This window comes from Coprobacter sp. (assembly GCF_982436375.1).
In genome coordinates, this window is sequence record NZ_CEWDCG010000059.1 from 1 (window position 1) to 15085 (window position 15085).

At 40.0% G+C, this 15085-nt stretch carries 13 protein-coding genes; 6 read left to right on the forward strand and 7 right to left on the reverse strand.

Features of this window, described 5'->3' with window-relative positions:
* The first annotated feature begins 71 nt into the window (after positions 1-71).
* On the forward strand, positions 72-620 hold the full coding sequence (locus AC1WHX_RS05165; RefSeq protein ID WP_009319066.1) for an FKBP-type peptidyl-prolyl cis-trans isomerase: 549 nt from the start codon (positions 72-74) through the stop codon (positions 618-620).
* Between the two features lie 355 nt (positions 621-975).
* Here the strand turns inward: AC1WHX_RS05165 and AC1WHX_RS05170 are convergent, their stop codons facing one another.
* The 7 genes from AC1WHX_RS05170 to AC1WHX_RS05200 form a co-directional block, all read right to left on the reverse strand.
* Positions 976-1971 (reverse strand): NAD(P)H-dependent glycerol-3-phosphate dehydrogenase, encoded by a 996-nt coding sequence (locus AC1WHX_RS05170; protein WP_022600884.1) that lies wholly within the window; start codon positions 1969-1971, stop codon positions 976-978.
* A gap of 14 nt (positions 1972-1985) precedes the next feature.
* Positions 1986-3713, reverse strand: a complete 1728-nt coding sequence (gene lysS, locus AC1WHX_RS05175; RefSeq protein WP_122338236.1) for a lysine--tRNA ligase — start codon at positions 3711-3713, stop codon at positions 1986-1988.
* A 390-nt stretch (positions 3714-4103) separates the two neighbouring features.
* Complete coding sequence (locus AC1WHX_RS05180) at positions 4104-4799, reverse strand: DUF4919 domain-containing protein (protein WP_122338228.1); 696 nt, start codon at positions 4797-4799, stop codon at positions 4104-4106.
* Between the two features lie 172 nt (positions 4800-4971).
* Positions 4972-5451 (reverse strand): low molecular weight protein-tyrosine-phosphatase, encoded by a 480-nt coding sequence (locus AC1WHX_RS05185; RefSeq protein WP_122338229.1) that lies wholly within the window; start codon positions 5449-5451, stop codon positions 4972-4974.
* Between the two features lie 105 nt (positions 5452-5556).
* Positions 5557-5814, reverse strand: a complete 258-nt coding sequence (gene rpmA / locus AC1WHX_RS05190) for a 50S ribosomal protein L27 (protein WP_009319060.1) — start codon at positions 5812-5814, stop codon at positions 5557-5559.
* Between the two features lie 21 nt (positions 5815-5835).
* A complete protein-coding gene (rplU, locus tag AC1WHX_RS05195) occupies positions 5836-6147 on the reverse strand; it encodes a 50S ribosomal protein L21 (protein ID WP_009319059.1) in 312 nt (103 codons plus the stop codon).
* 211 nt (positions 6148-6358) lie between these two features.
* Positions 6359-7702, reverse strand: coding sequence for a glucose-6-phosphate isomerase (locus AC1WHX_RS05200; protein ID WP_009319058.1), 1344 nt, complete (start codon positions 7700-7702; stop codon positions 6359-6361).
* A 178-nt stretch (positions 7703-7880) separates the two neighbouring features.
* On the opposite strand from AC1WHX_RS05200, the gene AC1WHX_RS05205 reads away from it, so the two are divergent.
* The 5 genes from AC1WHX_RS05205 to AC1WHX_RS05225 all read left to right on the forward strand — a co-directional run bounded on the left by AC1WHX_RS05205 (position 7881) and on the right by AC1WHX_RS05225 (position 14871).
* Positions 7881-9206 (forward strand): MATE family efflux transporter, encoded by a 1326-nt coding sequence (locus AC1WHX_RS05205; RefSeq protein WP_009319057.1) that lies wholly within the window; start codon positions 7881-7883, stop codon positions 9204-9206.
* Positions 9207-9329: 123 nt separating this feature from the next.
* Positions 9330-10595 carry a DEAD/DEAH box helicase gene (locus tag AC1WHX_RS05210; protein WP_122304392.1) on the forward strand — a complete coding sequence of 422 codons (1266 nt, stop codon included), beginning with the start codon at positions 9330-9332 and terminating at the stop codon, positions 10593-10595.
* A 150-nt stretch (positions 10596-10745) separates the two neighbouring features.
* Complete coding sequence (locus AC1WHX_RS05215; RefSeq protein ID WP_122304389.1) at positions 10746-11969, forward strand: mechanosensitive ion channel family protein; 1224 nt, start codon at positions 10746-10748, stop codon at positions 11967-11969.
* A 111-nt stretch (positions 11970-12080) separates the two neighbouring features.
* Entirely contained in the window at positions 12081-13286 is a 1206-nt protein-coding gene (locus tag AC1WHX_RS05220; RefSeq protein ID WP_303116038.1) for a lipoprotein N-acyltransferase Lnb domain-containing protein, read from the forward strand.
* Positions 13287-13290: 4 nt separating this feature from the next.
* Complete coding sequence (locus AC1WHX_RS05225; protein WP_022391070.1) at positions 13291-14871, forward strand: alkaline phosphatase family protein; 1581 nt, start codon at positions 13291-13293, stop codon at positions 14869-14871.
* Positions 14872-15085: the final 214 nt, after the last annotated feature.

Genomic DNA, 15085 nt, shown 5'->3' on the forward strand with positions numbered 1-15085 from the left:
TAGAAACCTTTTCCTAACTTTGCAAAGTTATATGTTTATGAATCGAAATAATAATATAAAAGAAATAGGTTATGGAAATTATTAAACCCGGACAGTTTGTTGAGGCAACTTACGATCTTTTTGTCGGAGCTGAAAATGAACTTATGGAACGGGCAACTAAAGAGCTTCCTCTTCGTTTTGTTTTCGGTGCTGATCAGATGTTACCTTCTTTCGAGGCAAAACTGAAAGGTCTGAAAGCCGGAGATAAATTTGAATTTGTAATACCTTGTAATGATGCTTACGGAGAGAGAGATGAGGAACATGTCCTTGAATTGAATAAAGATATGTTCATCGTTGACGGCAAGTTCGATGAGGAGATGATTTTTCCGGGAAATACAGTTCCGATGATGGATGCCAGCGGAAACCGACTGAATGGTTCTGTCCTCGAAGTTAAGGAAAATGTCGTGGTTATGGATTTTAATCATCCGTTAGCAGGAGAAGATTTGCATTTTGTAGGTGAAATTGTAACGGTGCGCCCGGCTACACCTGAAGAATTGCATCCGTCTTGTGGCGGCTGTGGTGGCGGTTGCAATTGTGGTGACGAGCATCACAACGATTGCGGCGGCGGGTGTTGTCATTAAGATATTATTTTCGGTTTATTGAGAAAAAGGAATTCTGATTTTTCAGAGTTCTTTTTTTTTTCCGTTTGTTGAATCGTTTAGTGTCGGTTTAAATTTTACACAGACCAAGTTTTAGAGAAATCCACAAGAATAGTACTCCATGTCGAGAGGAGAATACCGACAATGTAATAGACTGAAAAAAACGCAACGGTGACTTGATGATGATTATCTTATCGGAAAATTTAGACTCTGAATGTTTTTTGATAGATATTGTTATTAAAGTTGTTTTGTGTGTATTTTTGATTCTTTTGTTCGGAAAAGGATCAAAAAAACGGGAAATGATAGATTTGTTAGTTTCTCATTTCCCGTTCTATTTTTATCTGAATGTTTCGGTGAGTTGCCGTATCTCGGTAAAAGATGATTTTTTATTGTAAAGGATATTATATACAGCATCGAGTATAGGCATCTCGACATTGTATTTTTCATTTACTTCTTTAATACATTTAGTGCCATAATAGCCTTCTGCCACCATTTCCATTTCGATTTGTGCTGTTTTTACAGAATACCCTTTGCCTATCATCGTGCCGAATGTGTGATTTCTGCTGAATCGGGAATAAGCCGTTACAAGCAGGTCTCCGAGATAAACCGATTCACAGATGTTTCTGTCTATCGGATTCACGGCATTGACAAAACGATTTAATTCTTGGATGGCATTTGAAATTAATACTGCCTGAAAATTATCGCCGTATTTTAATCCGTAACAAATTCCTGCAGCAATGGCATATACATTTTTCAGTACCGAACCGTATTCGATTCCTTCGACATCTTGAGAGATGCTTGTTTTCAAGAAATTGCCGTTTAACATGTTTGCGACAATCTTTGCCCGTTCTGTGTCGGCGCATCCGATAGTCAAATAGGACAGCCTTTCTAAGGCAACTTCTTCGGCATGACAAGGTCCTCCGATTACAGCCAGATTTTCCGCAGGTACATTGTATATCTTTTTCAGATAATCCGTGACGATCATATTTTCGTCGGGAACGATACCTTTGATCGCAGAAACAATAAATTTATTATATAGCGGAGTCTTTAATTTCTTCAGGTGTTGTTTTAGATAAGGAGACGGCGTAACGAAAATCAGTGTATCCGAATTTCTGATCGTCATATTCAGGTTATTGCTGAAATGAATACGACTTATATCGAATTTGACACTCGACAGGTAAGCAGGATTATGCCCCAAACGTTTAAAATCATCGATACGATCTTTTCTCCGCATATACCAATTTATAGAATCGGTATTGTTGAGGATAAGCTTAGCGATGGCCGTAGCCCATGTACCTCCCCCTATGATAGCTATTTTTCCCGGTAGATTCATTTTTTTTGCTTTTTTTATTTAGTTGCTTCTACCCAAGCCTTTACATCATCTACTGAAGGATTGGTCAATTCAAGTTTGTATTTTTTATTGATTCCGCAAATTTCCTGATGCAGTTTGTTCGGGTTTGCTTCGGTCAAGGCATCAACGGTTAAATATCCGGCTTTTTGTATCGGAGCTACCCACTCCGACGGTATCCCGATTGCAGTGTATTTGTTTTCTGCATCTTTTTTCTGAGTCTTTTCAGGACGCATTTGTGGGAATAACAATACTTCTTGTATGGTCGATTGTCCGGTCATAAGCATTACCAGACGGTCCATTCCTATCCCCATGCCGGATGTAGGAGGCATTCCGTATTCAAGAGCACGGATAAAGTCGTTGTCGATAAACATCGCTTCGTCATCGCCTTTTTCAGAGAGCCGTAATTGCTCTTCAAAACGGAATCGTTGATCTATCGGATCGTTTAATTCCGAATAAGCATTACACAGTTCTTTTCCGTTTACCATGAGCTCGAAACGTTCTGTCAATTCAGGATTGTTACGATGACGTTTACAAAGAGGGGACATTTCGATAGGATAGTCTGTGATAAAAGTCGGTTGAATATAGTTCCCTTCACATTTTTCTCCGAATATTTCATCGATAAGTTTTCCCTTACCCATTGTCTCGTCCACCTCGACACCTATCTTTTTGCAAACTTCCCGTAGTTGATCTTCGTTCATTCCGGTAATGTCGATACCTGTAAATTCCTTGATGGCATCGATCATCGTTACGCGTTTAAAAGGAGCTTTAAAACTGATTATGTTTTCACCTACTTTGACTTCGGTCGTTCCGTTTACATCCAGACATATTTTTTCGAGCATCTGTTCGGTGAAATTCATCATCCATTGGTAATCTTTGTATGAAACATATATTTCCATGCATGTGAATTCCGGATTGTGAGTACGGTCCATCCCTTCGTTACGGAAGTTCTTTGAAAATTCATATACTCCCTCAAATCCTCCTACGATAAGACGTTTCAGATATAATTCATCGGCAATACGCAAATATAACGGTATATCGAGCGCATTATGATGCGTTATAAACGGACGTGCGGAAGCTCCTCCTGGAATCGATTGAAGAATGGGCGTTTCTACCTCCATGTATCCTTGCGCATTGAAATACTCACGCATAGAATTATATATCTTGTTTCGTTTGATAAAGATATCTTTTACCCCTTCATTGACAACAAGATCTACATACCGTTGACGGTAACGGAGTTCAGGATCTTCGAAAGCATCGTATGCTACGCCGTCTTTCATTTTGACGATCGGTAACGGACGTAAAGATTTTGATAAAACGGTAAGTTCTTGAGCGTGAACGGTTATTTCACCCATTTGAGTGCGGAATACAAAACCTTTAATTCCGATAAAGTCTCCTATATCCAGAAGTTTTTTGAAAACCGTATTATACAACTCTTTGTCTTCTCCCGGACAGAGATCATCCCGGGATATGTAAACTTGTATACGTCCCGTAGAATCTTTTAATTCTATGAACGATGCTTTTCCCATGATACGGCGGCTCATGATACGTCCCGCAACAGATACTTGCCGGGGAGCATCTTCATCTTTAAAAGAAGATTTTATTTCGGTTGTGTAAGCATTGACTTTATATTCGGCAGCAGGATAGGGATCTATTCCCATTTTCCGCATTTCTTCAAGACTCCCTCGTCTTATGATTTCTTGTTCGCTTAAATCAAGTAAGTTCATGTGTCGTAAATTTATCGTTTCATTGCCGTAACATATATCCATCGTTCTAAAGGACATACCATTTTCACTGCACATCTTTTTGTGCATTATACGGATTGTGCAAAAATACAAAACTTTATGCGAAACCTGTGTATGATTATGTCTAATTTATTACAAAAGTGTTTCTTCCTAAAAAAAAGCTGTGTTGTTTGTTTGAAAGGAAAGACTTATTATAACTTCTTAAGGCCTATCTGAATTTTAAATAGAAAAATATTATCCGGTCATTCTTATGTTTTTTGCCGGTCAATAACGATGTTGACGGTATCGGCAGGTTCTCCTATCAAGAGAGAAACCGACCATTCTCTTGTGGATTGTTCTCAATCTTTATTCGGGCAAATTTTAGACAGAAGTTTAATTCTCTTTGTATTTTCGTTCATATTCTTTCAACATACGGCTTACGTTGAAATAGAATCCTTCTGTTTTATCAGGATTTTCACTTACTTCGATAAAGTCGTAGTTAGGTTCAACGAAGACATATTTGTCAGCTTTATATCCGATGCTGTTGATAATGTCATATTCATGCGTCGAATTGATTACATACCATGCTGTTTCCGGAGATTTCCCATCTCCGGTAGAACGGATAGCTTCGAGAAGTTGTCGCATTTTTGTAGCCCATATTTGGGCTTTTTCCTTATTACCTTTAGTCTTGTATGCATACGCCAATAGATGCATCTGTCTTAGGTCGAACGGAAAATTATCCAACAACCGGATTGCGTAATCGATGATTGTGTCGCATTCTGCTGCTGTGTGTGTCGGTTGAGAGTATAATTTCATGATCTCTTCAGGGTGTTTGTTTACTCGATAAGGATTATAACCCTCTTGAAAACTGTATCCTAAATATAGATGTCTTAACTCTTTCAGTGTAAATGTCGTGTCGTTGTTCAGAAAGCGTTTTATCAAATAAGGGTAATAGAGGTGGGAATTGTAGTTACGGATGTTTTTATGTATTTCTTTTAAATTCGGAATTTTGAAATCTTTGTCTTCCGCTTTTATGGACGGAATGAACAGAAATAAAGAAAGGAGAAATATAATGAGTCTATTTTTCATTGCCTGATTGGATTTTGCTATCTCAACAAAGATAGGTAAAAATCTCTCTTTGACAGATAGATTTCAATGTAAAGACTGTATATTTTTACCTTTTTTAGAGGCTATTTGCAGATCTCTGCTATTTTGTATAGCAGGAGAAAGAACTTCTGAATTTTAGTACTGCCAGATGATATTATTTACGGTTTTTTAGTTCTTCTATCAGTCCGTTACAAGCATCTTCCAAAATGTCCAGTACGAGTTCAAACCCGTCGCTTCCCGAATAGTAGGGGTCGGGGATATGATCGTATGGTAATTTTCTGCAAAAATCGGTAGTTCTCCGTATTTTTGCAAGCGATTCCGGATCGGGGGCTAATCGTTGTAGATTGCTGATATTTGTATCGTCCATGCCGAGAATTAAATCGAATTTTTCAAAATCATCCCATTTTATTTGTCTTGATCGGTGAGTCAGCTTATATCCTCGGCAGGCGGCATGGGCACGCATTCGGCTGTCCGGCAGTTCTCCGGCATGACCTCCGTACGTTCCTGCAGAATCTACTTCGATATTCTCGGACAGTTTTACTTTTTGCAATAGCTTCTGCAATATTCCTTCGGCAGCCGGGGATCTGCAAATGTTGCCGAGACAAACAAACAATATTTTGTATTTTTTCTCCATCGTTGATGTTTGTATTAAAAGCGACACGCATGCGAAAATCGCATGCGTGTCATGTAAGTCTCTTATTGTAATCGAGGTATAATAGCCTCGTACAAATCGAACTGATTAGTTTTTGGGTTCTACAGAAATGTAAGAACGATTATCTTTTTTTCTGCGGAATACTACCATACCGTCCACTAATGCGAACAATGTGTGGTCTTTACCCATACCTACGTTTTCACCCGGATGGTGAACTGTACCTCTTTGGCGTACGATAATGTTTCCTGCTTTTGCAAACTGTCCGCCAAATACTTTAATACCCAGTCGCTTACTTTCCGATTCACGACCGTTCTTCGAACTACCGACACCTTTCTTGTGAGCCATTTTTTCTTAGAATTTAATAAGTTAAGCAACAATTTCTTTAATTAACACTTGTGTAAAGCATTGACGGTGTCCGTTGCGTTTGCGATATCCTTTTCTTCTTTTTTTCTTGAAAACGATTATGCGTTCTCCTTTCAGGTGAGAAAGTACTTCGCATACAACTTTTGCGCCCTCTACGGTAGGAGCGCCAACTTTTACCGTTCCGTCGTTGTCGAGTAACAATACTTTGTCAAATTCGACAGAAGCGCCTTGTTCGGCTGCGAGACGATGAACATACAATTTTTTGCCTGCTTCGGCCTTAAATTGTTGTCCTTGAATGTCAACAATTGCGTACATCTGATATAATTTATTATTCAGGTTACCTCCAGTGGGTGGGTGATTTTTATCACCGCTTATTTATACCCAGCACGGAATGAGGGTGCAAAATTAATGCTTATTTTTTGTATTTCCAAATCTTTCTATTCAAAATTCGGAACAGTATTTTTATTTCATCCCGAACAAGATAGGTTCTTAGAACTTTTTCTTGTTCGGGCAATGGATTTATAAATCAGAGTTTTGCTTTTATGGCTTTTGTTTCTGCTTCATATCCCGGTTTTCCGAGTAGAGCGAACATGTTTTTCTTATATGCTTCTACTCCGGGTTGGTCAAAGGGATTTACTCCCAATATATAACCGCTGATGCCGCAGGCTTTTTCAAAGAAGTAAATCAGTTGTCCCAAGTAATATTCGGTGATCTCCGGAATTTCTATTTTCAAATTGGGGACACCTCCATCGACATGGGCGATTTGAGTTCCGAGTTCGGCCATTTTGTTCACTTCGTCTACTCGTTTGCCGGCAAGAAAGTTCAGTCCGTCTAAGTTTTCCTCATCGGCAGGAATTTCGACTTTATATTTCATCTTTTTTACGGAAAGAACCGTTTCGAAAATCGTGCGTTCTCCGTCTTGTATCCATTGCCCCATAGAGTGCAGATCGGTGGTAAAATCTACCGATGCCGGGTAAATCCCTAGATGATCTTTACCTTCGCTTTCTCCGTATAGCTGTTTCCACCATTCTGCAAAGAAGTGCAGCTTGGGATTGAAGTTGACGAGTATTTCTATTTTTTTTCCGGCTTTGTATAATATGTTGCGGGTTGCAGCATAAACGGCTGCCGGATTTTCTGTAAACGGTACATTTTCCCCGCATTTATTTTCCATTGCAACTGCGCCTTTTACCAATTGGCGAATATCATATCCGGCTACGGCGATAGGTAACAGTCCTACCGGAGTGAGTACCGAAAAACGTCCGCCTACATTATCCGGAATTATGAATGTCTTATATCCTTCTTTATCCGCCAATTTTCGTAAAGCACCTTTGGATGCATCGGTTATGGCGATGATGCGGTTTTTAGCTTCGTTTTTGCCGACTTGATCTTCCAATTGTTTTTTCAACAGCCGGAAAGCTAATGCCGGTTCGGTCGTTGTTCCGGATTTTGAAATATTGATTAATCCGAATTGACGATTTTGCAAAATATGTTGTAGTTCGTACAGATAATCTTCTCCGATATTTTGTCCGGCAAACAAGACTAAAGGAGCACTTTGCTTGGTTTGCATTTGTATGAATGTGTTCGACAGCGCTTCCAACACGGCTTTTGCTCCTAAATAACTGCCTCCTATACCGATTGCAACAACAATCTCGCATCGGTCTTTCAATTGTTTGGCCGCGGCTTCGATATCCGATAATTCTGTTTCACTGATCGAGGAGGGCAGATGCAGCCATCCGAGGAAATCATTTCCTTTTCCGTTTCCTTTATGTAATGTCTTTATAGCATCTTCTGCTTTTGGAGCGGCAGAAAGAAGTTGCTCTTTTGCACCTTTACCAAGGGCTTTTTCAATGTTTAAGTTAATAGTTTCCATACGGGCTAACAAGAATTAATTAATTCTCAAATGTATAAATTATAATCGAAATAATGCAATTATAAAGGCTAAAATTCTTTTTTATATATACTTCGGGTAGTGAGAACAGATGTATGTGTTATCTTTGCCGTCTGAATAAAAATGATCAATCTTTTATCTTTTGCATAATAATAAGCGTATGCGTTTTACCAACAGACAAATTTGGCAAATGGCCTATCCCATTCTCATCAGTTTGCTGATGGAACATTTAATCGGACTTACCGATACGGCATATTTGGGACGTGTCGGAGAGGTAGAGCTGGGAGCTTCTGCATTGGCCGGAGTTTATTATTTGGCGATTTTCATGTTGGGATTCGGCTTCAGTATCGGAGTGCAGATTATAATTGCCCGTCGTAACGGGGAGAAGCGTTATTCCGATATCGGGGGAATTTTTTTGCAAGGGGCGATGTTCCTTATGCTGTTGGCAGGTGGTGTGTTTGTGATTTCGAAGCTCTATTCTCCGATATTTTTACGTTCGATAATACAATCTGATCTTGTATATGAAGCAACGGTCAGTTATATGAACTGGCGTATTTACGGTTTTTTCTTTTCTTTTATCGCTGTTTTATTCAGGGCGTTTTATGTCGGAATTACTTATACCCGTATTCTGACGATCAATTCCGTTGTTATGGTATTGACAAATATTATTTTGAATTATGTGTTGATTTTCGGTAAATTCGGATTCCCCCAGTTGGGTATCGCCGGAGCGGCCATAGCTTCCAGTACTGCCGAAGCGGTGTCTGCTTTATTCTATATTTTATATACTTGGATTAAGATCGATTGGAAGAAGTACGGTTTTTCTTTCAATATCAAATTTCATCCGAAGATGCTGGGGAGGATACTTTCGACCTCTATCTGGACGATGTTGCAGACTTTCTTGTCTATGAGCACATGGTTTTTGTTTTTTGTTTCGGTCGAGCATTTGGGAGAGCGTTCTCTTGCGGTCACGAATATAGTCAGGAGTGTTTCTTCTTTACTTTTTATCGTAGTCAATGCATTCTCCTCGACGGCAGGATCGCTGACGAGTAATCTTATGGGAGCGTCGGAGCAAAACGCAGTTCCCCGTTTGGGAATGAGGATAACCCGAATGTGTTTTTTCTGTTGTTTGCCGATATTGTTGCTTATCGCTTTATTCCCTTCGGAGGTATTGCGTATTTATACCGATAATACAGGTTTGATAGAGAATGCCGTACCATCTTTGTGGGTAATGTTGTCTTCTTATCTGTTTTTTGTTCCTGCTATGATTTGGTTTACGATTGTTTCCGGTACGGGAAATACTCGTCAGGCATTTATGCTCGATCTTGCGGCATTGTCTATATATGTCGCTTATGTATTGTATGTCGCTATCGGGCTTAAAGCCGATGTTGCGGTATGTTGGACTTCGGATCATGTATATGCCGTTTTTATGCTGTTGTTCTCTTTTTTGTATTTGAAAAAGTCCGATTGGCGTGAAAAACGATTATGATAAAATAATGTCCGAACTGTTAATAAAGCATTTTATATGCCGGGCGATGATAGAAAGTCCGATATAAAGGCGTACATTTGAAATGTGATTCCGGAATACATCGGGATTACTAACGATTATTTAATGATATTTGAAAATTTGAAATTGACAGAGCCTGTTCTTAGAGCTCTTCAAGATGAGGGGTATATTACCCCGACGCCGATTCAGGCAAAAGCAATTCCTTGTGTTTTAGATGGTAAAGATTTATTAGGTTGTGCGCAGACCGGAACAGGTAAGACCGCAGCATTTTCGATTCCCATAATACAGAATCTCTTAGCGGAAGCCGGAGGAAACGGACGGAGGTCTGTCCGGGCATTGATATTAACCCCTACTCGGGAATTGGCGGCTCAGATCGGAGACAATATAAACGCTTATAGTCGTCATACCCGATTGAAACATACCGTTATTTTCGGTGGCGTATCGCAGAAATCTCAAGTAGAGGCTTTACGGAAGGGTGTCGATATATTGGTTGCCACACCCGGGCGTTTGCTCGATCTGGTAAGTCAGAAGATTATCGATTTACAGACGATACGTTTCTTTGTTCTCGATGAGGCTGACCGTATGTTGGATATGGGATTTATTCATGATATAAAGAAAATATTGCCATTGTTGCCTCGTAAGAGACAATCTCTGTTTTTTTCGGCTACGATGCCTGCCGAAATCGAAAAATTATCACGACAGATATTGAATCATCCGGAAATGATCGAGGTGACGCCTGCTTCATCTACCGTTGATGTAATCGAGCAGCATGTTTATAGCGTGGAGAAGGCTGATAAAAGTAAATTGCTGCTTCATCTTTTACAAGATAAGAATATCGAATCGGTTTTGGTTTTTACCCGGACAAAGCACGGGGCGGATAAGGTTGCCCGAATATTGGGTAGATCGGGAGTTAAAGCGGAGGCTATTCATGGAAATAAATCTCAGAATGCTAGGGTAAAAGCCATGAATAATTTTCGGGATCATATTACCCGGGTCTTAATTGCTACGGACATAGCGGCTCGGGGGATAGATATTGATCATCTTTCTCATGTTATAAATTATGATTTACCGAATATTCCCGAAACTTATGTCCACCGCATCGGCCGTACGGGACGTGCCGGACGCAGTGGTGCTGCATTTTCGTTTTGCGACTCTGAGGAAAAAGTCTATCTAAAGGACATAGAAAGATTGACCGGAAGACATATTCCCGAGATTCAAGAACATCCTTTTAATGCAGGTGTTGTAAGACCTGTATCTGTTTTTTCGGAGAAGGAAGAATTGAAGAGAACCGTAAGACGTGAGGATAGGAAAAATTCCCGGAATAGTCGTTTTCAGAATAGTTTTGGAAGTCGTTCAGATGTGCGGGCGTAAATATGTTTAGATAACATTGTGAAGACGGGAGCACTGCCAAGATGCGGTTTCCCGTTTTTTTGATATGAGGAATGTTGTATAAAAGATTAGACCGGCAGTTTCTGTTTTCGATAAATTTCTTATTTTTGTTTCGTTGCAAATAATTGTGGAATGTTGTTGGAAACAGAAAATATATTGTATTGGATATCGGGCTGGTTTGATAATGCGTCGTTAAGCCCAGCTCATTCTTTGTTTTTTTCTCGGGTTATCATACTCGTTGCGATTTTATTGTTGGCAGTAATTGCCGATTATATCTGTCGCTATTTTATAAATAGTGTGGTGCATCGGATTGTGAAAAGTACGAAAGCCGAGTGGGACGATATGCTGTTTGACCGGAAATTGCTCAATAAACTTGCATTGACCGTGCCGGCCGTAATGATTTATTTTTTAATACCTCTGGCTTTTCCCGAGCAACCGGTCGCTTTATCATGGGTACTGAAACTTTGTATTGTTTATATCATTGCGGTCGTTCTGCGTTTTTTCAATTCATTTCTTAATATTCTGCTTGAGTTGACCAACCGGAAAGAAAAACTGCGAGACCGGCCTGTAAAAGGCCTGTTCCAAACTTTACAGGTTTTATTGTTTTTTGTCGGTATAATATTTATTATCAGTGTAATCATAGACAAATCACCGTTATCTTTATTCGCCGGGTTAGGGGCTTCTGCCGCAATTCTTATGTTAGTGTTTAAAGATACGATCATGGGATTCGTTTCAGGAATACAGTTGTCTGCAAATGATATGTTGCGCCCCGGAGACTGGATTACCGTTCCGAAACATGGGGCGAACGGAAGAGTGATCGAGGTCACTTTAAATACTGTAAAAATCAGAAATTTTGATAATACGATCGTTACCGTTCCTCCGTATGCATTGGTGAGTGATTCTTTTCAGAACTGGAGAGGGATGGAGGAGTCGGGAGGGCGTCGCATAAAGCGTGCGGTACATATCGACATGAACAGTGTGAAATTTTGTACTCCCGAAATGTTAGAGCGTTTTTGTTGTTTAGACGGTGTTCGCGAATATGTCGATTATAAAAAAGAACTTTCGCCTCAGAGCCGTTTGACTAATATCGGATTATTTCGGGCCTACCTCGATCGTTATATTCGGGCATTACCCGAGTGCAATGAGGACCTGACGATTCTTGTCCGTTATCTTGAAGCGACGGATAAAGGAATGCCTTTGGAGATCTATTTTTTCACAAAAAGAAAAGAATGGCCGTTGTACGAAGCATTGCAGGCGGATGTTTTGGATCATATTATGGCGGTTCTACCAGAGTTCGACTTAAGAGTATTTCAGAGTCCTTCCGGCGCTGATTTTCGTTTTTTGTCAAGCAGATGAAAGTTCTGTTCTAATAAAATATAAAAAATAAACACGGGAGAAGTCGTCTCGTGAAAATGTCGTATTTTTACCCGTTGAAGACAGTATTGTATTACTTGTCGGGTTAAGATTATGGATATTAAGAAGATACTCGCATTTTTATTTTTTTTATGTTCGCTGGCAACAGGATATTCTTCCGTAAACGATTCCTTAAAAATCAGTTTGATAACCTGTTCTCCGGGATCTCAAGTATATGAGCTGTTCGGGCATACGGGATTGCGTGTGCAAGATGTATCACGAAATGTAGATGTCGTTTTTCATTATGGCGTGTTCAGTTTCAATACCCCGCATTTTATCTATCGTTTTACTAAAGGAGAGACCGATTATAGTATAGGGCTTGCCGATTTCAGGGATTTTGTCTATAACTATGCTGTACGGGGAAGTAAAGTTTCGGAACTTCCTTTAGAGCTGACGGCAGAAGAGAGTAAGCGTGTATTTCAGGCTTTGATTATTAATAATATGCCCGATAATCGTATATATCGGTATAACTTTCTGTATGATAATTGCGCCACTCGTCCTCGTAATGTGATAACGGAAAATTTATCGGGGCAGATACAGTATAAAAATCCGGACGAAAAAGTGACATTCCGTGAGATGATTCACGATTGCACGCATAATTATCCGTGGCTTACTTTCGGAATAGATCTGGCTTTGGGAACACCCCTCGACCGGACGATTAGTTATGAAGAACAGATGTTTCTTCCGGATGTGCTTATGGGTGCATTTGAAGATGCCCGTGTCGTAAAAGGCGACTCGGTGCGCTATTTGTCCGGAGAGCCGGTTTTATTGCTCGCCGCAGATACTATGCGTATGACGTCTGCAACTGTTCGACCGACCGGTATATCTCCTTTATTTGCTGCATCTTTGCTGTTGTCGGTGGTAGTTATAATTTCTGTCGTAGAAATTATAAAACGTCGTCATTACCGTATTGTAGATACGGTTTTGTTTTCGATCTACGGGTTGGTAGGGTGTCTATTGTTCTTCTTGATGTTTATATCTACCCATCCGGCTACCTATCCGAATTATTCGGGATTCTGGGCAAATCCTTTTTTATTGATATTACCTGTAATCATTTGGGTAAAATCTATGAAAAAGGTCGTCTGTTATTATCATTTTATTAACTTTGCGGTGCTTTTCTGTTTATTGGCAAGTTGGTATTGGTTGCCTCAACAGATGAATATTGCATTCTTGCCTTTAGTGTTGGTATTGGCCGTTAGGTCTGTGACCTATATATGGGTGAATCGCAGGAAGGAAAAGATGGCAGAAAAAGAAATATAGAAAAATGAATAAAGTTATAGCATCCTTGATTTTAGTATTGATGACCGCACCTTTGGGGGCTCAGGTTCCGGCCGATGTGCCTAAGTTGGTTGTCGGTATTACTATAGATCAGTTGCGTACCGATTATTTGCAGATGATGCGGCATGTCTTCGGGGACAAGGGCTTCAAGCGTCTGATGGACGAAGGCTTGCTATATGATCAAGTTACATTCGATTTCCCGAATATCGATCGTTCTTCTGCAACGGCATCTATTTATACGGGAACGTACCCGGCTTATAATGGAATTGTGGCCAATACATTATATAATGTTGGGGAGGATAGGGTGGAATCTATCTTGTATGATCCTGCTAAAATGGGAAATTATACGAATGAAACGGTTTCTCCTAAGAATTTGTTGACCTCGACGATTTGTGATGAGTTGAAAATCGCGACAGAAGGTGTCTCTCGTGTTTTTTCCGTCGCACCGACTTTCGAACAGGCGATATTGAGCGGAGGTCATGCTGCAAACTCCGTATTCTGGATTGATAATGACAACGGGAAATGGGCATCTTCTACGCATTACAAAGATATTCCGGCTTATATCGACCAATATAATATAGAATCGGGACTCGACCGCCGTATAGATACGATTGTCTGGCAACCATTGCGTTCGGCAACGGATTATACAGGCTTGTCTTATCTGAGTAGCGACTATATGTTTAAGCATATATTCGATAAAGGAAAGCATAAGAAATACGATTACTTTAAGACCAGCGGTTTGGTGAATGAAGAGGTAAACCGGGTCGTGGAGGCTTTTCTTACTAAAGGCGAGTTGGGGAAACAAATGTATCCCGATATGTTGAATATCGGGTATTCTGCTGCCAATTACCAAGGAAAAAGCATTCAGGAGTATAGTCTTGAAATTCAAGATACTTATTTGCGCCTTGATCAGGAAATCGCTCGTTTGTTGGAGATGATCGACAAGAATGTCGGATTGAAGAATACGGTGATTTTCCTGACCTCTACCGGATATTTTAACGGAGAGGCGAAAGAGGTGGGGATATATGAAATTCCTGCAGGAGAGTTTTATCCTGAGCGGGCTACCTCTTTACTCAATATGTATTTGATGGCGGTTTACGGACAGGAGAAATGGGTACTCGGTTATCATGACCGTCAGATATTTTTGAATCGGAAACTGATTTCGGATAAAGAAATGAGTTTGAAAGATGTTCAGTTGAAAGCTGCTGAATTTCTTGTTCAAATGACTGGGATACAGGATGTGACGACATCGTTCCAGATGTTGCACGGAAATTGGAATAACCGGATTGATGCCATTCGCCGGGGGTATCATCGTAAATTATCCGGAGATCTTCTTCTCGAGGTTCAGCCCGGTTGGGAAATCGTATATGAAAATACGGATAATCCACGTGAATATGTTCGGGAGAATGCGATTCCAGCTCCACTTATTTTCTTTGGTAAAGACATAAAACCTCAGCATATCGCCCGGCCTGTTCGGGTTACAATGATCGCACCTACGGTTTCACGTATTTTGCGGATACGCTCTCCGAATGCCGCATCTCAACCGGCGCTTCCCGAAATCCGGTAAAATGAGAAAGTCGTTTCGGTGAAATAAATCGGATAGAATCCAGGTGAAATTCTGAATTGTCCCGATATTGAATTTATCGAATCTTTTCTGGACTTTTTGTTTTCGGGTTATTTACATTACATTTGTAACCGTTCTCCAAGTATCTTCTTGAGAAATGTTTTTATTCATTCAGCAAAAAATAAAATAATATATAATCTATGGGATTTAATGATTT